This window comes from Reyranella sp., assembly GCF_052439685.1.
Lineage (GTDB): Bacteria > Pseudomonadota > Alphaproteobacteria > Reyranellales > Reyranellaceae > Reyranella.
Window position 1 is genome coordinate 97962 of the sequence record NZ_JBQVQG010000006.1, and the last position, 21416, is coordinate 119377.

The following is a 21416-nucleotide window of genomic DNA, read 5'->3' on the forward strand; positions in this document are numbered from 1 at the left end:
TGGCGCCTTTACTTCTTCTTGCGATTGACGAACGCACCCATGCGCTCGATGTGCTCGCCCTCCGCGACCGACTGCGCGAAGGAATCGATGCCGGCCTGTACGGCCTCGTCGAGCGGCAACCGCTCCCAGCGACGCATCAGGCGCTTCTGCGCGCGCACGGCGAGCGGCGTGGCATCGACGATCGAATGCACGCAGCGCTCGATGGCCGCGTCGATCTTCGCCGCCTCCACGACCTCTTCGACCATGCCCCAGGCCTCGGCCTTGGCCGAACCGATGTTCTCGCCGGTCAGCAGCATCCACGAGGTACGGCCCCAGCCGATCAGACGGGGCAGCAACGCTGCCTCGACAACAGAGGGGATGCCGACCTTCACCTCGGGCATGCCGAAATGCGCGCTGTCCGTGGCGATGCGCAGGTCGCAGGCCGCAGCCACTTCGAGCCCGGCACCCAGCGTGTAGCCCTCCAGGCGGCAGATCACCGGGACCGGACAGTCGCGGATCGACAGGCAGAGCTTGTGGACCATGGTGATGAAGGCGCGACCGTCCTCGGAGGTGCGCATCCCGGCCATGTGGTTGATGTCAGCACCGCCGATGAACGCCCGGCCTCCCGCGCCCGAGAAGACAACGACGCGCAGATCCTCTTCCGCCGAGAGCGCGTGGAAGGTTGCGGTGAGATCGTGCAAGGCCGCCGGATTCAGGACGTTGAGACGCCGCGCATTGTCGAACACGAGATGGGCCACCGTGCCGGCATCGCGCTTGTCGCGCCGGACCTCGATCTTGTGCGCGGCTTCCGCCATGACGTTTCGCTCCGTGGCTCTTTGTGATTGGCTGATTCTCCCCTATTAGAACCCGCCAACGCAGCTTCACAAGAGCCAATGCCCGACACCCATCCCGACCTCGCCTCCTGGGGCATCGACCTCTCCCGCTACACGGTGTTCGTGCCGCCGGATCCGTTCGAGGACCATGTTGGGCCGTTCTATTTCGACCTCCAGGGCGATGCGCGTCAGGCCAACACGGTACATTGCGTGCTGCCGACGCTCGCGCGCCACGGCAACTACAGGGGCGGCGTGCATGGCGGCGGCATCCTGACCTTCGCCGACTATGCGCTCTGCCTGGTGGCCGGCCGCGCCGCCGACGGCGGCACCAACGGCTCCTTCGCCATGACGGTGAGCATCGCCGTCGAGTTCCTGAACGGCGCGGTCATAGGGCCGCCGCTGGAAGCACGCGGCGAGCCACTGCAGGTCACGGGCCGCCTCGCCTTCGCGCGCGGCTCGATCACCCAGGAAGGCCGCACGATCGCCCTGTGGTCGGGCGTGTGCCGCCACGTCGCACGCGCCAAGGCGATGGCGCGTAAGGACGAGCAGGCACCGTCGAGGATCGCCCTGCCGCCGCAGGTCGTTCCCGAGGGATTCGAGCCGTTCAAGGCCAGCGCCTATTCCACCCATATCGGCCCGGCCTTCGTGCGCAAGGAAGCCGATGGCGCCTCGCTGGTGCAGCCGACGCTCGCGCGCATGTGCAACTCCGGCGGCGCGCTCCACGGCGGTTACATGATGAGCTTCGCCGACACCGCCATCACGCGCGCCGCGGCAATGACGACCGATCTCGCGCCGGCCACCGTCTCCTTCGCCGCCGAGTTCCTGGCCGCGGGCGACATCTCCGCGCCGCTGTTCACGCGGGTGGAAGTGCCCAAGCGCGGCCGGTCGATCGCCTTCCTGCGCGGCCTGCTGGAACAGAACGGCAAGGCCCTGCTCTCCTACTCCGCGACGGTAATGCTCCGGCCGCGCGCCTGATCGGCACCGGCCTGAACAGCGACCCGCGTCACTTCCCGCTCGAAGGCTTCGTCAAGGCGACGCACGCCCGGCAGGTCCCGCGCCCGGGCCACGCGCTCCACGGCGTCGGCGATGCCGCCGAGCGCCACTGCACCGATCATGCCCGAAGCGCCCTTCACCCGATGCGCTGCCCGTGCGATCGTCTCCAGATCGTCAGTCTCGCGAATCTCCCGATGGGCACTCCGTGCCGTGTCGAGGAATTCGTGCTCGATCTCCGCGAGCGTGGCCGCATCGCCACCGAACAGCTCGATGAGCCGGTCGCGATCATAGGCCGGGCTCATGACGCGCTCTGCCGACATGCATCCGTCAGCCAGACTTCGAGGGTCGCCTTCAACTGCTCGATGCCGATCGGCTTGGTGATGAAACCGTCCATCCCGGCGGCCCGGCTGCGCTCTTCCTCCGACTCCAGCGTGCTGGCGGTGACAGCGAGGATCGGAAGGCGTGCGCTCCCGGTCGACGCTTCGCCCTGGCGGATGCGCCGCGCCAGTTCGAAGCCGTCCATGTCGGGCATCTGCAGGTCGGCGAGCATCAGGTCGTAGGAACGGGAGCGCCACATCGCGAGCGCCTCCTCCCCGCCGGCCGCCATGTCGGCCGATGTCCCGGCCAGTTCGAGCTGCCGGGCCAGTATCTTGCGGTTGACCGAATTGTCATCGACCACCAGGACGCGGCCGCCCAGCCGTACGGCCGCTGCCGGTGCGGCCGCTGCCGGAGCGACATAGCCTGTCCGCCCGGCAGCCTGCGCGATCGCCCTGACCAGCACGTCGCGCCGCCACGGGCGCTTCAAGTCGGTGAGGCACAGTTGGTCGTTCGAGCCTTCGATGGTCACTGCCGTCTGGGACGAAACCACGACGTCGACCTCGGCGCCCGCGTCGCGCAGATATCGCGCGATGGCGGCGCTCTCCTGAGGGTCCGGCAGGGAGAGGACCAGGGAAAGATCCTGGAGGGGAAGCCCGGCGGCGGCCTGTGCCGGCGGCGCCGCCTGGAGCGTCACCGTGACGATGAAGGTCGATCCGACCCCGGGCGCGCTGTGCACCTCGACGCGGCCGTCCATCGCCTCCGCGAGTCGCCGCACGATGGACAGGCCGAGCCCGGTGCCGCCGAAGCGGCGGGTCGTCGAACTGTCGGCCTGTACGAACGGGTTGAACAGGCGATCGCGCTGGGCGGCCGTGAGACCGATCCCCGTGTCGACAACCCTGATGCGGAGCACGAGGGAGCCGTGCCGCTCCCCGCCCTCTCCCTCGAGGAAAAGACGGACGCTGCCCTTCTCCGTGAACTTGATGGCGTTGCCCAGCAGGTTGAACAGGATCTGCTGCAGACGCAGCGGATCGCCGATGGCACGAGCGGGCACGTCGGACGCCACATAAGCCGACAGGATCAGCCCCTTCTCGGCAGCCCGGGCGGCCAGCGCCTCGGCCGCGCCTTCGATCAGTTCGACGGTGGAGAGCTCGACCCGTTCGAGATCGAGACGCCCGGCCTCGATCTTGGAGAAATCCAGGATGTCGTCGATGATCCTCAGCAGCGACGCCGCCGAATAGCGCACCGTTCCCAGCTGGTCGCGCTGGTCGGCAGAGAGTTCGGTGCGCTCCAGGACGTCGATCATGCCCAACACGCCGTTCATCGGCGTGCGGATTTCGTGGCTCATGGTGGCGAGGAAGGTCGACTTGGCCTGGTTGGCCTTCTCGGCGTCGCGCTGGGCCGCCAGGGCGGCGTCCCGCGCCAGCCGGGCCTCGTCATAGGCAACCTGCAGCCGGCGCGCCAAATCCTCCTTCTCGTAGGCCAGGGCGATATTGTCGTACTGCCAGCGGTGCACGTCGCGCACATAGGCCATGAGGTGCCCGACATAGGCGGCGCCTGCGATGCCCACGAGCTGGTAGAATGGACTGCCCGAGGCGACGAGTACCAGCAGGAGCGGCGCCGCCGTGGCGACGGCGAAGGCGTAGAAAGTCGGGGGATGGGCCGAGCGGATCGGGACCGCCGTCGTGACCGTGGCCAGGAGCACGAGCCCTAGCAGCATGCGCTGCAGTTCGAAATCCCGAGAGGCCAGCAGATACCCCGCCCAGCCCCAGCACGCGCCGCCGAGGAAGGTGAAGCCGGCAAACCACCAGCCCCAGCGCAGGGTCTGCTCGTCGTCGGAACGAGCCTGCGCGAACCTGTGCCGCAGCAGGTCGAACCCCAACGTGACGACGAGATAGGCCGCAAACGGTCCAGCCAGCTCGATCAGGTCGAGCTGCCGCCAGTAAATGGCGGCGATCACCGGCCACAGGACGAAGGAAAAGTAACGGGACGGGGCCGATCCTTGGAACAGGCGCCGCACGAGTTCGGCCCTGACGAACCGGTCCTGTCTGACCGCCGCCTCCGTCTCGTCGACCTGAGGGGCAGCCGGGTCAGCGGCGGCGAGCGACATCAACCATCCCGAAACTAGGGTTTGAGCCGCCGCTCCATCGGGCAGCTACAGCTTGCGGATTTTCCGCATCGCCAATCGTATCAAAAATATCAAGAAAACGATATAATTCATTGAGAAATAGTGTTAATTTGAAGGCATTCAACGTCATTTATTAGGTTAAGGTCATGCAGCTTCCGTCCGTATTGTTGGTCGAGGACGACGCATTTCAGCGCAAGGCCGCCGAGGCCTACCTGTCCAATCACGAGCTCAAGGTCACCGCCGTAGAGAATGGCGCCCAGATGCGCCGCCAGCTATCCCGGTCGATGCCGGATCTCGTCCTGCTCGACGTCCAGCTCCCGGGTCCTGACGACGGCTTCGCGCTGGCCCGCTGGCTGCGCGAGAGCAACACCCGCATCGGGATCATCATGCTGACCGCGGCGAACGATCCGGTCGACAAGGTGCTGGGCCTCGAAAGCGGGGCCGATGACTATGTGGCCAAGCCCTATGAACCCCGCGAGCTGCTGGCCCGCTGCAAGAGCGTCCTGCGCCGGTCGGTCGCCAAGGCGACACCCCCGCGGTTGGAGCGTGTGCGGATGGGCGGCCACGTGCTCGATCTGACCAACCGCCAGCTTCTTGACGCCGACAATATCGATGTTCCGCTGACGTCGGGCGAGTTCGACGTCCTGAAGGTCTTCGCGGAGAATCCCAATCGTCCGCTGTCGCGCGACTGGCTGCTGGAGACGACCAGCCACCGCGCCCGCGACCCGTTCGACCGGTCGATCGACCTCCGGATCACGCGGATCCGGCGCAAAATCGAGCCGGCGGCGGACAAGCCGACGGTGATCCGCACCGTACGCGGTGTCGGCTATATGTTCGTGCCGCCCACCGAATAGCCGGGCTATAAGAACCGGCCCCGGCGCGGCCGGGGCGCAGCCCGTCGGTTGCGGGGGCCCGTAGTTCAGCGGTTAGAACGAGCCGCTCATAACGGTTATGTCGCAGGTTCGAATCCTGCCGGGCCTACCAACCGCTCGCTGGCACTCACACCGGCGGCAGGCTGTTAGTTCAGAACGCCCCATTTAACGGCTTTCTTCGGCGTAGAGTAACATCAGAGACTGTCTCTATGAGCAGTGTTTCAAGCGAGAAGGCCGATTCGGACTATAAAGTCTCCAAGGTGCTTTTCGCCTGTCACCGCTATTCGATGATGAACGTCGGACGCAGTGGCCGATCGGGCGCCGCAAGGTGTTGACATCTCGCCCCTCAGTCACTTTAGGTAAGTGTCCGCTTGGTGATCGGCTTAGAATCGATCGGCCTGCAGGGACCAGGAGGCAGGTACACCCTCGCGCATACGGACCATAAGCCGCCCCTGCAGCTTGCGGCGACCATCTAACAATTCGCGCGTCACGGTTGGCGCAAGGACAGCGAGAGGGAGGATCGTCTGGACGTAGCTGGGATTAACTCCGGCCTTTTTCGCGATGGCTCGATACGACATCGCCTCGCCGCGCTCCATCCGGCCCCGCCATTCGTGTGCCCGCCCGAGCGCCTTGATCAGCATCGGATTGGGCCCACCTGAACCGTCGTCGAGAACCCGGGCCCGGTTTCGATGACCCAGCTTTGCTTGCAACACGATGGTCCGGCGCTCTGGCGCCTCATCAGCGTTCACGAGAGTGTCACTTGTGGCGATGATCTCGATGCGGTCATTGCTAGCTAAAGGCGATGAGCGCGCCGTTCGAAATCTTCTGAACTTGGTACAAATGGCCGAGAATTGGCGTAGGACTCATCCGCCTCGACAAGTACTTGTGTCATGTTTGGGCCAGACGCATATCTCTGACCAGCGAGAATTTCGGCTCTCGAAGGACTCGGCGGGCACCCTTCTCCCTCGGGAGTTCGCCGGGCCGGTTTAGCGAGCAGCAGCGGGGGCACTATGGTAGTTTCAAGCCTCGTCCCCTTTAGCGAAGCCATGCGTCCACATGCATTTCAAGCGCCGGCAACTGCGGAGTTTGCGCGAGGACCTGCGGATGGTTCGCTCTACGGACCAGTTCTCCGCCTAGTCTAGTCGTCGGCTCCGGTCGCTTTTCCAGAACCTCTGTTACGCGAGCAGGCTGAGTCCGCGAACGGTGTTAGGTGGTGAAATAAATAGCTTGGCGCCCTCGGCTCGGTGCACGACGGCCAAGCACGCCGCTCCAGACGGCTTCGTCCCACAAACGGACACCGCCGGTGATGCCGGCATCGTTAGAAGCGATGTGAATGTTGTCCGCCAAGGGAATGCTGACGCGAGCGGCGTTTCCTCCCCCCAAGTACAGATTGTCGTAATGCAGGAGCGAGTAGACCTGCTCGATGACCTTGAGCACGCGCTTGTTCCACTTCCTGCTGCTCAATGCCTGACGCGCGGCATTGCCGACATACTCGTTGTAGGTCTCGGCCTTGGAGATCGGGTGGTGCGCGAGTTCGAGGTGAGGCGTCAGTGCTCCATTGCTGAAGATCGCACTGCCGAGACCGGTCCCGAGGGTCAGCACGACTTCGAGACCCTGTCCCTTGATGATCCCCAGGCCCTGGACCTCGGCGTCGTTGAGCAGGCGGGCCGGTTTGCCCAATCGGTGCGCGAGCGCTTCCGCCAGCGGAAAGTCGCGCCACACCTTTCCCTTGAAATGGGGCGCCGTGATGATTCGACCGTCACGCACGACACCGGGAAAGCCGATGGAAATACGGTCATAGGACGTGAGAGGCGCCGTCAAAGCGACGAGCGCCTTCACCAGGATGTCCGGCGTACAAGGATAGGGAGTCGGCACCCGGACGTGCTTTTCCACCATCTTTCCCACGTCATCGAGGACTGAGGCCTTCAGCCCGGTGCCGCCGATATCGATCGCCAGGGTCTGCGGCGGGTGCGCCGCGTGACTTGCGGGATCGTTCATTTGCTCTGCTCCACGAATTCCACCCTGAAGACGTTGTAGCGCCACGCGCCCAAATCGATGAAGAGGCCTGGCTCGACCAAGCCGGTGCCATCCCGGTCGTAAGACTCGCTTCCCATCCTGTCGACGAGCCGGACGTTTCGGCCGGCCAGTCCGTCGAAGGGTAGTCGGAGACGGCATTGCGCCTGATGATCCGAGTAGTTGACGACGACGATGTGGCGCTCGCCCTCGCCGTGGTCCCAGGCAAAGGAAACGAAGTCCTCGCCCGTTGGATTGCCGTCCCATGCCGGATCCGGCGGGATCAATGACCAGGCGCCTTCGCGAAACCCTTCGCCCTTCAGCACAGCCAGCAGCCTCTCGTAGAAGGCGACGATGCCGGCGTCCCGCCCCTCGACCGGACCGCGGCACAAATGGGCAGGCACGCGCATGCGCGCGCCATCGAACTGGCCCTGGTGGAAGAAGCGCAGGCCGGGCGCGAGCGCTGTGACGACGGCGGCCGCCTGATGGCGCGGCCAGGGAAACACCGACGCCGCCCGCGGCTCGTCGTGATTCTCGAGAAAGCGTGCCAGCCGACTCTGATAGTCGAGCCCGGCACCCAGATGGGCGCGAATGGCGGCGGCATCGCCATGGCGAAGCCGATCGTACAGGCGCTTGTCATAGCAATAGTCGAAGCCCTGCTGCTGCAAATCCCATTCGAGGTCCCAATACGCCTCGGCTAGAAAGGTGAAGCCGTGATGGTCGCCGCGCACGGCCGCGATCGCCTTCGGCCAGAACGGCGGCGGCGTCGAGTCCCACGTGCGATGGAAGACTTCCGGCAGCAGGAGCATGGCCATGTCGCAGCGCAGGCCGTCGCATTGGTCGGCAATCGCCGCCAGCTCCGTCATCCGTGCCGACTGCAGCACCGGATTTGCATAATCGAGCTGTAAGGTATCAGGCCAGCCGGCGAAATTCGGATCGCGCCCATAGGCCAGAATACGCGGACCCTGGTCGGTCTCGACCCGGCAGTAATTTTCCGGCGCCGCGGCCAGGGCCTGCTCGTTGCCCTGGACGTAGAAATCGGGATACGCCTTCACCCAGGCATGATCGAGCGCCGTGTGGTTGGGCACAAAATCGAGCATGAGCCGCAAGCCGCGCGCCGCCAGTCGGGCGCGGAACGTGGCGAGCGCTGCCTTCCCGCCCACCGCCTCATCGACCTCATAGGCGCTGATGGCGAAGCCCGAGCCGCAGATGTCCTGCGCCGTCAAATCGGGCAGCGCGGCCCGGAATTCGGCCTGCCATAGAGGGTTGCCGCGTGACACGGCCCGGCTCGCCGCGCCCGTCTGCCAAACGCTCAGCAGCCAGATCCAGTCGAAGCCGCGGCGCGCAAGGTCATCCAGGACGTCGTCATCGACCTCCACGAGCGTGACCGGCTTGCCGGCTTCTTCCGACAGGCGGCGAAGCCAGACCCGGGTGTTGATCTCGTACAGCGAAGGATGGCGCGCGGAGTTCACGGGCTCCTCGCTTCGCTCGACCTATTCATGCAGTTCCGCGATGATGTTGGCGACCAAGGCGCTCCATCCGGTCTGGTGCGAGGCGCCCAGGCCGCGGCCGGTGTCGCCGTCGTAATATTCGTGGAACAGCAGGTAGTCCCTGAAATGCGGATCGGTCTGCATCTTCTCGTAGCCGCCGAAAACCGGACGCCGTCCGTTCTTGTCGCGCCGGAAGATATCGATCAGGCGATTGCGCAGCTCGGCGGAGATCTCCTTCAACGATAGCTGCTGGCCGGAGCCAACCGGGCATTCCACCTTGAAATCATCGCCGTAGAACTTGGCGAACTTGTTGATGCTTTCGATGAGCAGATAGTTGATCGGCATCCAGATCGGCCCGCGCCAATTGGAGTTTCCGCCGAACAGATCACTGTCCGATTCGGCCGGGACATACTTCACCTCGGAGCGGTAGTTGCCGGACTCGAAGACGTAGGGATGATCGAGATGGTAACGCGACAGGGAGCGTATGCCGTAATCCGACAGGAATTCGTTCGGGTCGAGAACGCGTGCCAGAACCTTGCTTGAGCGGAACGCACGGACGATGGCGAGCAGGCGCGTATCGTCGGCGCCCGGCGCATTCCAGCGCGACACGAGGACCGCGAGCTTTGGGCGGTAGCGCAGATACCAGTCGCGCTGCCGCGTAAAGGACGGCAGGTTCCGGAGCAGGTGCGCCTCGATGGTTTCGACGGCAAACCCGGGAATCAGGCCGACCAATGAGCGAACGCGCAGCGGCGTGGCCTCCCCGTTTCTCATGACGAGCCAGTCGTAGAAAAAGCCGTCGGTGTCGTCCCATAGACTCAACCCCTTGCCGCCGAGATTGGTCATCGCGCCGCCGATCATGAGGAAATGCTCGAAGAACTTGGTCGCGATGTCCTGATAGGCCTCGTCGTCCTGCGCCAACTCGATCGCGATGCGCAGCATGTTGAGGCTGTACATCGCCATCCACGACGTTCCGTCCGACTGCACCTGCATGCCGTCCACCGGCAGCGCCGCCGACCGGTCGAAGACGCCGATATTGTCCATGCCGAGGAAGCCGCCTTCGAAAACGTTCAGGCCGCGCGGGTCCTTGCGGTTCACCCACCAGGTGAAATTGAGCAGTAGTTTGGTGAAGACTCGCTTGAGGAATTGCCGGTCACCTTTGCCGGTGCGCTTCTCCTCCATCTCGTAGAGACGCAGCGCCGCCCAAGCCTGTACCGGCGGATTGACGTCGCTGAAGTTCCATTCGTACGCCGGCAACTGGCCGTTGGGATGCATGTACCAGGATTGGCCGAGCAGGATCAGCTGATGCTTGGCGTCCTCCAGATCGAGACAGGCGAGCGTAACCAGATGGAAAGCCCAATCCCACGCCGCGAACCAGGGGAACTCCCATTTGTCCGGCATCGAGACGATGTCCTGCATCGTCGCATGGACCCACTCGCTGTTGCGTCCCTCGTGCCGGCTCCCGGGAGGTTTGGGCTCTGCCGGATCACCATCCAGCCACTCGGTGACATCGTAGTAGAAAAACTGTTTCGACCACAGCACGCCCGCGAAAGCCTGGCGTTGGATCCGACGAAGGTCTTCGTCCACCACCTTTCTCTGCAGTTCGGCGTAATAGGCATCCGCCTCGGCCTTGCGCAGGCGGAAGATGCGGTCGAAATGGGCGAAAGGTGCGGGCTTGGGCGGACCCAGGCTCAGCCTGACCTGGATGGTGACATTGGCGCCGCCTGGCACGGTGCGTCGGTAGATGCCAGCCGCCTTGGTGCCGCGATCCGAGCCGACCGCGTCCTTGCGGCCTCCTACCAGATATTCGTGAAACCCGTCCTTGTATAATCGTCCTGTCTCGCCGCTCCCGAATAGCTTCGGGTCATTGCTCTCGTTATCGCAAAACTTGATTTCGTCCGCGCCCTCGAAGTGGATCGCATAGGCGCCGAGCGTCTCGTGTCTGACCACGACGTCGTTGTCGACGCGCTCGAGAGCGGGTTTGGGCCGATCGGTGAACCAGCTCCAGCTGTTGCGGAACCAGACCTGGGGCAGCACGTGAATCGGCGCCGCGTCGGGTCCGCGATTGGTGATGGTCAATCGCAGCAGGATGTCTTCAGCGCCCGCCTTCGCATATTCGATATCCACATCGAAATAGCGGTCCTCGTCGAAGATGCCAGTTTCGATGATCTCGAATTCAGGCTGCTGCCTGTTCCGTCGCGCGTTCTCCTGCAGCAGAAGATCGTAGGGAAAGGCGGCCTGCGGATACTTGTAGAGCATCCGCGCGTAGCTGTAGGTCGGCACCGCATCGAGATAGTAATAGATCTCCTTGACGTCCTCGCCGTGATTGCCCTCACGGTTGCTGAGGCCGAACATGCGCTCCTTCAGGATCGGATCCTTGCCGTTCCACAGGGCGACGGCCATGCAGAGCTGCTGCTTGGCGTCGCAGAAGCCGCCAATCCCGTCCTCGCCCCAGCGATAGGCACGACTGCGCGCGTGATCATGAGGGAAATATCTCCAGGCGTGACCCTCGGCACTGTAGTCCTCACGCACCGTCCCCCACTGACGCTCGCTCACATAGGGTCCCCACTTACGCCACGGTTGCCGGCGTTCGTTCGCTTCTCTCAGCCGCTCCTCTTCGGGGGCAATCTCTTTGGCGTTGGTCGTAGCCGGCATGCGCCGATCCCTTCTTCTGCCTACGCTCGCATTGCGCCTGAACCGGTCGCTGCGGAAGCGCCGAGCAGCCGGATGATCTTCTGAGCCACGTCTGCGGCGGGGGTTCCCACGTCGATCACCAGGGCGTCCTCCTCCGGAAGCGGCTCCTCGAGCGTATCGATCTGGCTTTGCAGCAGGCCCACAGGCATGAAATGGCCCGTGCGCCCTGCCAGGCGCCGGGCGATGAGGTCGCGTCCGCCGCGCAGGTAGACCAGTCGCACTTCCGGCCGGTCGCCGACGATGATCCGGCGATAGGAGCGCTTGAGCGCGGAGCACGTGATGATGCCTGCCTGCTTCTTGGCGCGCCGTCCGTCGATCCAGGCGGCCACGCGCTCGAGCCAAGGCTGGCGGTCGGCGTCGGTCAGCGGGAGCCCAGCGTGCATCTTGGCGACGTTCGCCTCAGGGTGCAGCGTGTCCCCTTCCTCGAAAGGCCAGCCCAGCCGGCCCGCCAGTTCCTGTGCGATCGTCGACTTGCCGACTCCCGACACGCCCATGATCACGAGGATCGGCGGCCTGCCGCGATGGATGTGCGGGCTATCGAGGCGACGGACACCCGATCCATCGGCGACGAAGACCGTCGCGGCACGGCCGACGAACAGGCCACTTTCGACCACGCCGACGATGCGCTCGATGCGCTGCTCCAGCCTCGCCGGATCTGCGATCGCGCCAAAGCTGCAATCGAGGATCGCGTTGCCGCTGTCGGTGACGAACGCGCGCCCTGCCGGCGACTGCCGGGGTTGGGCGCTGGCGCCAAGCGCCTCGAGCGAGGCCTGGGTTGCTTCGAGGCCGAAGGAGACGACCTCGACCGGAACCGGTGTGCGCCCACCCAACCGGTCCACCAGCTTCGTCCCGTCGACGACGATGGCCAGCCGCCGGCTGGCGTTGGCGACGATCTTCTCGCGCAACAAGGCTCCGCCCAGCCCCTTGATCAGGTTGAGCGTGCCGCGCTCCACTTCGTCGGCGCCGTCGATGGTGATATCGATCTGGCGATGCTCGGCGAACGAGGTGAGCGGAATGCCCGCAGCACTTGCCTGCGCTGCCGTCCGCTGCGACGTGGGAATGCCGACGAAACGCAATCCCTGCGCATGACGACGCGCCAGCGCCTCGACGGCAAAAAACGCCGTCGAACCTGTGCCCAGCCCGACCACCATGCCGTCTTCGACCAGCCCGACCGCCGCTTCCGCCGCGGCGCGCTTCAGCGCATCGCGACCGGCATCGGCAGGAGGTGCGCCAGCGCTCATGGCTTGGCGGCACCGGCTGTCGCGCTGGCCCGGATCGCCGCAATGGCTGCCTTGTAATCCTTCTGATCGAAAATCGCCGAGCCTGCCACGATCGCCATGGCGCCCGCGGCAGCCGCCAGTCCGGCCGTCCTTTCGTTCTCGCCGCCATCGACCTCGATCACCGGATCGAGGCCACGTTCGGCGCACATCGCCCGGATGCGCCGGATCTTGGGCAACATCTCGGGAAGAAAGGACTGGCCGCCGAAGCCCGGATTGACCGTCATCACCAGAATGATGTCGCAGAGGTGCAGGACGTATTCGATCAGCTCGGGCGGGCTCGCCGGGTCGATCACCACTCCGGCCTTCTTGCCGAGCGCGCGGATGTGGCTGAGCGTGCGATGCAGGTGGACTGTCGAACCAGGCTCGGCTTGCACCAGCAGGTGATCGGCGCCCGCCTGGGCGAAAGTTTCGAGATAACGCTCCGGCTCGACGATCATCAGATGAACATTGAGTGGCTTTGCCGTCACGCGGCGGATGGCCTGCAGAACGACCGGCCCGATGGTGATGTTCGGCACGAAACGGCCGTCCATCACGTCGACATGGATCCAGTCGGCGCCGGCGGCGTCGACGGCGCGCACCTCATCGCCCAGTCGTGCAAAATCGGCCGACAGGACCGAGGGTGCGATGAGGATCGAGGAAGCCATTCTACCCCTCGCCGGCAGCCGCACGATCGACGAACCAGATGAGCTCGCCCACAGGCTTCACGCGCGCCGCCGGAGCGTCGCTGCCCCCCGCGCGAATTGCCTTGAAGATCTCCGCCTTCGCCCGGCCCGACACCAGGAATGCGACCCGGTGGCTGCTCTCGATCATCGGATAGGTCGTGGTGATGCGGATCTCGGGCCGGCCGTGCGACACTGCGGCCACCCAGCGCGTCCGCTCATCCAGCACAGCTTCGCCTGGCAGCAGCGAGGCGGTATGCCCATCGGGGCCGAGGCCCAGAAGGGTGACGTCGAACATGGGCCGCGCCGGATCCAGCACCGGGGCGCCATAGGCCGCTTGCAGTATCCGTTCATAGCGCGCGGCGGCCTCTTCGGGAGCGCCGTCGACCGGAACAGGATGGACATTCGCTGGCGGCACCGGCGCCTTGGCCAGCATCGCCTCGCGGGTCATCCGGTAATTGCTCTCCGGATGATCATGGGGAACGAACCGCTCGTCGCCCCAGAACCACGAAACCCGGGCCCACGGGATGCGCCCGACGAAGGGATCCGAGGCCAACAGGGCGAAGAGAGCCTTTGGCGTCGAACCGCCCGAAAGAGACACTCGGAAATCGCCCGTCGTCGCGAGCGCCGCCGACGTCAGCCACTCTGCCACGTGGTATGCGAGCGCTGCCGGATCGGCGAGCGTTTCGATCCGTCCCTTCATGTCGACTGCCCCAGAACAAAGCGTTCCATCGCCTTGGCGAAGCCCTCGTCGTTATATGAATCGGTGGCAACGCTGGCCTGCGCCTTGACCTGGTCGGAAGCATTGCCCATCGCGATGCTGAAGCCGGCGCGTTTGAACATAGGCACGTCGGTCGGCTGGTCGCCGATGGTGGCGATCTCTTCGACCGGCACGCCGAGGTGCCGCGCCAGGAAGTCCACCACCGCGCCCTTGTTTGCATCCTTGTTCGTCACATCGAGATAATAGGGCTGCGACCGGTTTGCCGTCGCGAGATGCCCCAACACCGTCCGGGCCTCGGCCTCGCAGCGTTCCACCACGTCGAGATCGTCGCCGACACCGACCACCTTGGAGACCTGGTCCAACTGTGCCGCGACGTCCTTCGCGATTTTCGGGTCGAACTTGACGGTCCAGGCTTCGTGGACGACATGCGGCGCATCGGCCTTGGCGACCAGCCAGTCGTTGCCGCGATAGACCCAGGCATCGAGCCCGTGAGCCTGGATCAGCTTGATCGCCTCGGCGGCGACATCGGCCGGCACGGTCTTCTGCTCGATGATCGTAAGATCGCGCTTGATGACCAGGCCACCATTGAAGCCAGCAATCGGGGTATCGAGGTCGAGGGGGTCGAAAAGCATGGACATGCCTGCCGGTGGCCGCCCACTGGTGATGGCGAACCGGACTCCGGCCTTGCGTAGCTGCAACACGGCCGCCTGGGCGCGCGGGGTCAGCACTTTCTGCTCGGTCACGAGCGTGCCATCGACGTCGGCCAGCACCAGGGATATTTTGCGCTTCTCTGCCATCGTGACCTCAGGGCTGTCGTTTCATTGGAGCGGCCGCCAGGTGCGCCCGTCGCGCGCCAGCAATTCGTCCGCCGCGTCGGGGCCGTTGCTGCCCGCGACGTAGGTGGGAATGTCCTTGACCGGATTGCTTGCCCAGGCGTCGAGGATCGGCTGCACGGCCTGCCAACCGGCCTCGATATTGTCGGCGCGCTGAAACAGCGTCGCGTCGCCGATCATGCAGTCATAGATCAGCGTCTCGTAGCCGGTGCTGGGTGCCATGTCGAAATAGGCCTTGTAGGCGAAGTCCATGCTGACGTTGCCCAGGGTCACGGTCGGGCCGGGACGCTTGGCCGCGAACTCCAGGGCGATTCCCTCGTCGGGCTGGATGCGCAGGATCAACCAGTTGGGGTTCATGCGCTTGACGTCGGTGTCGCGGAACAGGGTGAAGGGTGCCTGGTGGAACCGGATGGCGATCTCGGTCCAACGCCGATTCATGAACTTGCCGGTGCGCAGGTAGAACGGCACGCCGGCCCAGCGCCAGTTGTCGATCTGCAGTTTGCACGCGATGTAGGTCTCGGTCGCCGAATCCGGCGCGACGTCGGGCTCATGACGATAGGCGCGGACGGCCTTGCCCGAGACCGTGCCGGCGGCATACTGGCCGCGCACCGCGTCCGTCAGGGCGTTTTCCGGCGTCATCGGGCGGATCGCTTCGATGACCTCGGCCTTCTTGGCGCGGACTGCATCGGCTTCGAAGGAGATCGGCGGCTCCATCGCGGTCAGCGACAGGAGCTGGAAGACATGGTTGGGCACCATGTCGCGCAAGGCGCCGGTCGTCTCGTAGAACTTGCCGCGACGCTCGACGCCGACGGTTTCCGAGGCGGTGATCTGGACGTGATCGATATGCTCGCGGTTCCACAGCGGTTCGAACAGGCCGTTGGCGAAGCGCAGCGCCATGATGTTCTGTACCGTTTCCTTGCCCAGGAAATGGTCCATCCGGTAGATCTGATGCTCCTGGAGCGTCTTCAGGATCTCTGCATTAAGCGCCTTGGCCGAGGGCAGATCATGGCCAAACGGCTTCTCGATCACGACCCGTCGCCACTTCCCATCTTCTTCCTCGACCAGGTTGGCCGCTCCCAGTCCCGCGACCACCACGCTGAAGAAGCGATCGGCGACGGCCAGATAGAACAGCGCGTTTCCCTGCGTGCCGGCCGTCTTCTCCAGGCCGGCCAGATGTTCGCTGATCCGGCTGTAGGCTGCCGCATCCGTGAGGTCGCCCTGCAGGTATGTCATGCGGTCGGTCAGCCAGCGCCAGGACGCATCGTCGATATGGTCGGCCTGGAACTCGCCGTCGCCCCTGATGAGCTCGTGCATCGTGTCGGTCAGTCCCTTGGCCCAACTCTCGGACGTGTTAGCCGCGCGATCGACCCCGACGATCCGGAAGCCCTCGGGCAGTCGCTTGGCATTCACCAGGTTGTAAAGCGCCGGCATGATGAGACGCTTCGTGAGATCGCCGGCCGCGCCGAAGATCACCATGGCGCAAGGAGGCGCCGGCTCGGCCTTCGCCACCGCTTCGGCCTGGGGTGCGCGATCCTGTTTGCCCGTCATGATCGTCTGCCTTTCGTTATTCTCGCCCGAGCATTTCGATCGCCATCGAGACGACCTTGTCGGGCTCGAAGCCGAACTTGTGCTGTAGTTCCTTGAGCGGCGCCGATGCACCAAAGGTCTTCATGCCGATGACGCGCCCCTCAGACCCGACGTAGCGGTCCCATCCCAATTCCGACCCTTGCTCGACCGCGATGCGCGCCTTGACGCCGGGCAGCAAGACCTCGTCGCGATAGGCTTTCGGCTGGTGCTCGAAGAGGTCCCACGAGGGCATGGAGACGACGCGGGAGCGAATCCCGCGGGCCGTCAGCGCTTCATGGGCCTCGACGACCAGTGCGACCTCGCTGCCGGTCGCGATGAGGATGATCTCGGGCGGACCGCCCGGAGCGTCGGCCATGACATAGGCACCACGGGCGACACCAGCGGCCGATGCGTACTTGCCGCGATCGAAGGTCGGCAGGGGCTGGCGCGACAGCGCGATCACCGCCGGCTGATGGCGCAGCTGTAGAATGCAGCGATAGGCCTCGACTACTTCGTTGGCATCTCCGGGCCGCAGCACGACCAGGCCGGGAATGGCGCGCAGCGACAGGAGTTGCTCGACCGGCTGATGGGTTGGCCCGTCCTCGCCGTCGCCCATCGCGTCATGGGTGAAGATCAAAAGGGTCGGAAGCTCCATCAGCGCGGACAGCCGGATGGCCGGCCGGGCATAGTCGCTGAAGATGAAGAAGGTCGCCCCGAACGCCCGAACCTTGGAAAGCGACAGTCCATTGACGATGGCCGCCATGGCATGTTCGCGGATGCCGAAATGGAGATTGCGGCCACCGGGGCTGCCGGGCTCGAAGTCGCCGGCGCCAGCGAATTTGAGCGTCGTCTTGTTCGACGGCCCGAGGTCGGCGGAACCGCCCAGGAACCAGGGTATGTTCTGGGCGAGCACGTTCAACACCTCGCCTGAAGCGTCGCGACCGGCAATGCCCTTGGCATCGGCCTTGAAGGTCGGCAGGTTGCGATCCCAACCGGCGGGGAGTTCGCGCCGCTGCAGCTGGTCGATCTCGGTGGCGAGCTCGGGAAACTGCTTGCGGTAGTCGGCGAACAGCGCCTCCCAGCGCTGGCGGGCCTCGGCGCCACGCACCCCGATGCCGTCGTCGAAATGCTTCATGACCCCATCGGGCACGAGGAACCTGGCGTCCTCCGGCCAGCCATAGGCACGCTTGGTGAGCTTGACCTCGTCGTCGCCCAGAGGCTCGCCGTGGGCCGCGGCGGTGTCGATCTTGTGTGGCGAGCCATAGCCGATGTGGCTGTCGAGTATGATCAGCGTTGGCTTGCCCTTGGTCTGGCGGAAGGCCGCAAGCGCGTCCTCGATGCTCTTGAGATCATTGGCGTCGCCGACATGCAGCACGTTCCAGTGGTAGGCAGCGAAGCGCGCCGCGACATCCTCGGTGAAGGTGATGCTGGTTTTGCCCTCGATGGTGATGTGGTTGTTGTCGTAGATCCAGCATAGGTCGCCGAGGCCGAGATGCCCGGCCAGCGAAGCCGCCTCCGAGCCGACGCCCTCCATCAGGCAGCCGTCGCCGCACACGGCATAGATGTTATAGTTGAACAGCTCGAAGCCAGGCTTGTTGTAGCGGCTGGCCAGCCACTGCCGCGCCATCGCCATGCCGACGCTGGTGGCGATACCCTGCCCCAGCGGACCCGTCGTCGTCTCGACGCCGGACACCCAGTGATATTCCGGATGGCCCGGCGCCTTGCTGCCGAGCTGGCGGAAGTGACGGATGTCGTCGAGCGCCACCGACGGCGTCCCGAGGCGCTCGTACTCTGCGTTCACGGCCTGCGTCCCCGTGAGATGCAAGATGGACCACAACAACATCGAGGCGTGACCGTTCGACAGCACGAAGCGGTCGCGGTCCGGCCAGATCGGATCCTTCGGGTCGAAGCGCATGACGCGGTTCCACAGCGTATAGACCAGCGGCGCCAGCGCCATCGGCGTGCCGGGATGACCCGACTTCGCTGCCTGCACGGCGTCGATGGAGAGTGTGCGGATGGTGTTGATCGAGAGTTGATCGAGCTCTTCGTTGGTCATGCTGCTCATCTCCATTACGGGCGCATCCGCGGCTGCGATTCATTCCTCTCCCGCGAAGCCGCGGCGGAAAGAGGCAGGAGCCTGGATATGGCCGCCCATGTCTCCTCCGACCGCCGCGCGGGCATCGTCAGGAGCCGGCGGGCTTCTCGATATGCCCACCGAACTCGTAGCGCATGGCCGAGAGCAGCTTATCGGCAAAATCGGCCTCGCCCCGCGAACTGAAGCGCTCGTACAGCGCCGACGACAGCACATGGGCCGGCACGCCGACATCGATGGCGGCCTTGATCGTCCATCGGCCTTCGCCGGAATCCGAGACGCGGCCTTCGAATCGCGACAGGTCGGGATCCTTGATCAGGGCCGAGGCCTGGAGATCGAGCAGCCAGGAAGCGATCACGCTGCCGCGGCGCCAGACCTCGGAAATATCGGCCAGGTTGAGGTCGTATTGATAATGCTCGGGGTCGCGCAAGGGCGTGGTTTCGGCATCGACCTCGCCGGCCTTCTTACCGATGTTGGCCGCCTTGAGCAGCGCCATGCCCTCGGCATAGGCCGCCATGACGCCATACTCGATGCCGTTATGAACCATCTTGGTGAAATGGCCGGCGCCGTTGGGGCCGCAATGCAGGTAGCCCTGCTCCGAGGTGCCACCGGACTTCTTCTCGCGCCCCGGCGTGCGGGCGATGTCGCCGATGCCCGGCGCCAGCGTCGCGAAGATCGGATCGAGCCGCTTTACCACTTCATTCTCGCCGCCGATCATCATGCAATAGCCGCGCTCCAGGCCCCAGACGCCGCCGCTGGTGCCGACATCGACATAGTGGATGCCCTTGGCCGTCAGCTCCTTGGCGCGGCGAATGTCGTCGATGTAGTAGGAGTTGCCGCCGTCGATCAGGATGTCGCCGGCTTCGAGATGGGGCAGAAGATCGGCGATGGTTTGGTCCACGACCCCGGCCGGCACCATCAACCAGACGGCCCGGGGTTTAGAGAGAGTCTTGACGAACTCGGCCAGCGACGCGGTGCCGACGGCCTTGTCCTTCACAACCTCTGCCACCGCCTTCGGCGACCGGTCGTACACCACGCACTCATGGCCGCCTTTCAGCAGGCGGTGCACCATGTTCGCTCCCATCCGGCCAAGGCCGATCATTCCCAATTGCATGTGCTAACCCCTTACGTCCTAGACGATGCTGCGATGAGACCGATCATGGGGTCCCGGATGATGGGCGACTGCGGTGCTCATCGAAAAGACCGACAGATTCGCGATAGCGCGCGGCGACCCGGGCGACCGCCTGCTCGCGCCTCGCCTTCTGCCGCGTCAGGCCCGGCCTCGGCTTGATATCCATCAGGCGGATCCTTTGAGCTTGCGATAGCGACGGATCAGCGCGTTGGTCGAGCTGTCGTGCGCGAGCTTGGGCTCCTCGGCACTCTCGAGCTGGGGAACGATCTGCTGCGCAAGAGCCTTGCCCAGCTCCACGCCCCATTGGTCGAAGGAATCGATCTGCCAGATTGTACCCTGGGTGAAGACGCTGTGCTCGTACAGCGCGACCAGCTTGCCCAGTGCCGCCGGCGTGAGGGCGTCGAGCAGGATGGTGTTCGACGGACGATTGCCCTCGAACAGCCGATGCGGCACGAGCCATTCGGGTGTGTGCTCGGCCGTGACCTGCTTGGCGGTCTTGCCGAAGGCCAAGGCCTCCGTCTGGGCGAAGACATTGGCGAGGAGAATGTCCTGATGCCGGCCCAACGGGTTCAGCGTCTGGGCGAAGGCAATGAAATCGCAAGGGATCAGCCGGGTCCCCTGGTGGATCATCTGATAGAATGAATGCTGGCCGTTGGTTCCCGGTTCGCCCCAGTAGATCGGCGCGGTATCGTAATCGACGGCGACGCCATCCCAGGTCACGTGCTTGCCGTTGCTCTCCATGGTGAGCTGCTGGAGATAGGCGGGAAACCGCTTGAGATATTGCTGATAGGGCAACACGGCGACGGTCTGGGTTCCGAAGAAATTATTGTACCAGACGGTAAGCAAACCCATCAGGACCGGCAGGTTGCGCTCAAACGGCGCCGTCCGGAAATGCTCGTCCATTTCATGGAATCCCGTCAGCATGGCGCGGAAATTTTCCGGCCCGATGGCAAGCATGGTCGACAGCCCAATGGCCGAATCCATCGAGTAGCGGCCGCCGATCCAGTCCCAGAAGCCGAACATGTTGGCCGTATCGATGCCGAACTTCGACACTTCCTTGGCATTGGTGGAAACGGCGACGAAATGCCTGGCGGTCGCCGACGCGTCGCCCTTCATTCCGGCCAGCAGCCAGTCCCGCGCTGTATGCGCGTTGGTCATGGTCTCCAGGGTCGTGAAGGTTTTGGAGGAGATGATGAACACCGTCTCGGCGGGATCGAGGTCGTACACCGCCTCGGCGAAGTCCGTGCCATCGACGTTCGAGACGAAGCGGAAAACCATGGCGCGCTCGCTGTAGTGCTTGAGCGCTTCGTAGGCCATCACAGGGCCGAGATCGGAGCCGCCGATTCCGACATTGATCACATTGCGGATGCGCTTGCCGGTATGGCCCTTCCAGGCGCCGCTGCGCACCCGTTCGGCGAAATCCGCCATCTTGTCCAAAACGGCATGGACTTCCGGCACCACGTTCTGGCCGTCATGCATGATGGAGGCACCGCGCGGAGCGCGGAGCGCGACGTGAAGCACCGCGCGCTTCTCCGAGGTGTTGATCTTGTCGCCGCGGAACATGGCGTCGATGTGATCCCGCAGCCCCGATTCCTGGGCAAGCTGCAGCAGCAAGCCCAAGGTTTCGTCGGTGATCCGGTTCTTGGAGTAGTCGAGATATATTCCAGCGGCCTCGACCGCCAGTCGCTCACCGCGATCGCGATCCTTGGCGAAGAGCTGCCTGAGTTGAACACGCTTGATCTTCTGATGATGCTTCTTAAGCAGCGTCCACGCAGGGCGCGAGTGCAGAGGCGGCACGGGCATTGATTGTTTCCTCTAA

At 64.6% G+C, this 21416-nt stretch carries 18 protein-coding genes, 1 tRNA gene and 1 pseudogene; 3 read left to right on the forward strand and 17 right to left on the reverse strand.

All coding sequences use genetic code 11. The features are described from left to right. Positions 1-8 precede the first annotated feature (8 nt). Entirely contained in the window at positions 9-794 is a 786-nt protein-coding gene (locus ACT6UX_RS10405) for an enoyl-CoA hydratase (protein WP_444775081.1), read from the reverse strand. Between the two features lie 78 nt (positions 795-872). Between ACT6UX_RS10405 and ACT6UX_RS10410 the strand changes: the two genes are divergently transcribed. Continuing rightward, a complete protein-coding gene (locus tag ACT6UX_RS10410) occupies positions 873-1787 on the forward strand; it encodes a PaaI family thioesterase (RefSeq protein ID WP_444775082.1) in 915 nt (304 codons plus the stop codon). Here the strand turns inward: ACT6UX_RS10410 and ACT6UX_RS10415 are convergent. Genes ACT6UX_RS10415 through ACT6UX_RS10425 form a run of 3 tightly spaced genes read right to left on the reverse strand, consistent with a single transcriptional unit; the run spans position 1751 to position 4378 of the window. After that, positions 1751-2107, reverse strand: a complete 357-nt coding sequence (locus ACT6UX_RS10415) for an Hpt domain-containing protein (protein ID WP_444775083.1) — start codon at positions 2105-2107, stop codon at positions 1751-1753. The genes ACT6UX_RS10410 and ACT6UX_RS10415 overlap by 37 nt on opposite strands. Then, on the reverse strand, positions 2104-4230 hold the full coding sequence (locus tag ACT6UX_RS10420) for an ATP-binding protein (RefSeq protein ID WP_444775084.1): 2127 nt from the start codon (positions 4228-4230) through the stop codon (positions 2104-2106). The genes ACT6UX_RS10415 and ACT6UX_RS10420 overlap by 4 nt, the downstream gene beginning before the upstream one ends. Then, on the reverse strand, positions 4211-4378 hold the full coding sequence (locus ACT6UX_RS10425) for a hypothetical protein (RefSeq protein ID WP_444775085.1): 168 nt from the start codon (positions 4376-4378) through the stop codon (positions 4211-4213). Before ACT6UX_RS10425 ends, ACT6UX_RS10420 begins: the two co-directional genes overlap by 20 nt. A 16-nt stretch (positions 4379-4394) precedes the next feature. Between ACT6UX_RS10425 and ACT6UX_RS10430 the strand changes: the two genes are divergently transcribed. Together ACT6UX_RS10430 and ACT6UX_RS10435 are read left to right on the forward strand one after the other, a co-directional pair. Then, a complete protein-coding gene (locus ACT6UX_RS10430) occupies positions 4395-5102 on the forward strand; it encodes a response regulator (RefSeq protein ID WP_444775086.1) in 708 nt (235 codons plus the stop codon). A 54-nt stretch (positions 5103-5156) separates the two neighbouring features. Then, a tRNA-Ile gene (locus ACT6UX_RS10435) sits at positions 5157-5232 on the forward strand. Positions 5233-5503: 271 nt separating this feature from the next. Here the strand turns inward: ACT6UX_RS10435 and ACT6UX_RS10440 are convergent. From ACT6UX_RS10440 to pgi, 13 genes and pseudogenes are all read right to left on the reverse strand, one after another. Then, positions 5504-5869, reverse strand: coding sequence for a hypothetical protein (locus ACT6UX_RS10440; protein WP_444775087.1), 366 nt, complete (start codon positions 5867-5869; stop codon positions 5504-5506). Positions 5870-6326: 457 nt separating this feature from the next. Next, entirely contained in the window at positions 6327-7118 is a 792-nt protein-coding gene (locus tag ACT6UX_RS10445; protein WP_444775088.1) for an ROK family protein, read from the reverse strand. Beyond that, complete coding sequence (locus ACT6UX_RS10450; protein WP_444775089.1) at positions 7115-8605, reverse strand: alpha-amylase family glycosyl hydrolase; 1491 nt, start codon at positions 8603-8605, stop codon at positions 7115-7117. The genes ACT6UX_RS10445 and ACT6UX_RS10450 overlap by 4 nt, the downstream gene beginning before the upstream one ends. Positions 8606-8626: 21 nt before the next feature. Beyond that, positions 8627-11275: an MGH1-like glycoside hydrolase domain-containing protein gene (locus ACT6UX_RS10455; RefSeq protein ID WP_444775090.1), complete on the reverse strand. Its 2649-nt coding sequence runs from the start codon at positions 11273-11275 to the stop codon at positions 8627-8629. Between the two features lie 20 nt (positions 11276-11295). Next, positions 11296-11808, reverse strand: a complete 513-nt coding sequence (locus ACT6UX_RS10460) for a gluconokinase (RefSeq protein WP_444775233.1) — start codon at positions 11806-11808, stop codon at positions 11296-11298. Between the two features lie 15 nt (positions 11809-11823). Continuing rightward, a pseudogene (gene rpiA / locus ACT6UX_RS10465) lies at positions 11824-12555 on the reverse strand (ribose-5-phosphate isomerase RpiA); the annotation flags it as partial. Next, on the reverse strand, positions 12552-13238 hold the full coding sequence (rpe, locus tag ACT6UX_RS10470) for a ribulose-phosphate 3-epimerase (protein ID WP_444775091.1): 687 nt from the start codon (positions 13236-13238) through the stop codon (positions 12552-12554). The pseudogene rpiA and the gene rpe, both read right to left, overlap by 4 nt. Position 13239: 1 nt before the next feature. Beyond that, complete coding sequence (gene pgl, locus ACT6UX_RS10475; protein ID WP_444775092.1) at positions 13240-13956, reverse strand: 6-phosphogluconolactonase; 717 nt, start codon at positions 13954-13956, stop codon at positions 13240-13242. Continuing rightward, positions 13953-14744: a Cof-type HAD-IIB family hydrolase gene (locus tag ACT6UX_RS10480; protein WP_444775093.1), complete on the reverse strand. Its 792-nt coding sequence runs from the start codon at positions 14742-14744 to the stop codon at positions 13953-13955. Before ACT6UX_RS10480 ends, pgl begins: the two co-directional genes overlap by 4 nt. Before the next feature lie 48 nt (positions 14745-14792). Then, on the reverse strand, positions 14793-16355 hold the full coding sequence (gene zwf, locus ACT6UX_RS10485; RefSeq protein ID WP_444775094.1) for a glucose-6-phosphate dehydrogenase: 1563 nt from the start codon (positions 16353-16355) through the stop codon (positions 14793-14795). A 16-nt stretch (positions 16356-16371) separates the two neighbouring features. Next, positions 16372-18468, reverse strand: a complete 2097-nt coding sequence (gene tkt, locus ACT6UX_RS10490; protein ID WP_444775234.1) for a transketolase — start codon at positions 18466-18468, stop codon at positions 16372-16374. A gap of 88 nt (positions 18469-18556) precedes the next feature. Further along, a complete protein-coding gene (gene gnd / locus ACT6UX_RS10495; RefSeq protein ID WP_444775095.1) occupies positions 18557-19579 on the reverse strand; it encodes a phosphogluconate dehydrogenase (NAD(+)-dependent, decarboxylating) in 1023 nt (340 codons plus the stop codon). Between the two features lie 183 nt (positions 19580-19762). Then, positions 19763-21400, reverse strand: a complete 1638-nt coding sequence (gene pgi / locus ACT6UX_RS10500) for a glucose-6-phosphate isomerase (RefSeq protein ID WP_444775096.1) — start codon at positions 21398-21400, stop codon at positions 19763-19765. Positions 21401-21416 lie beyond the last annotated feature (16 nt).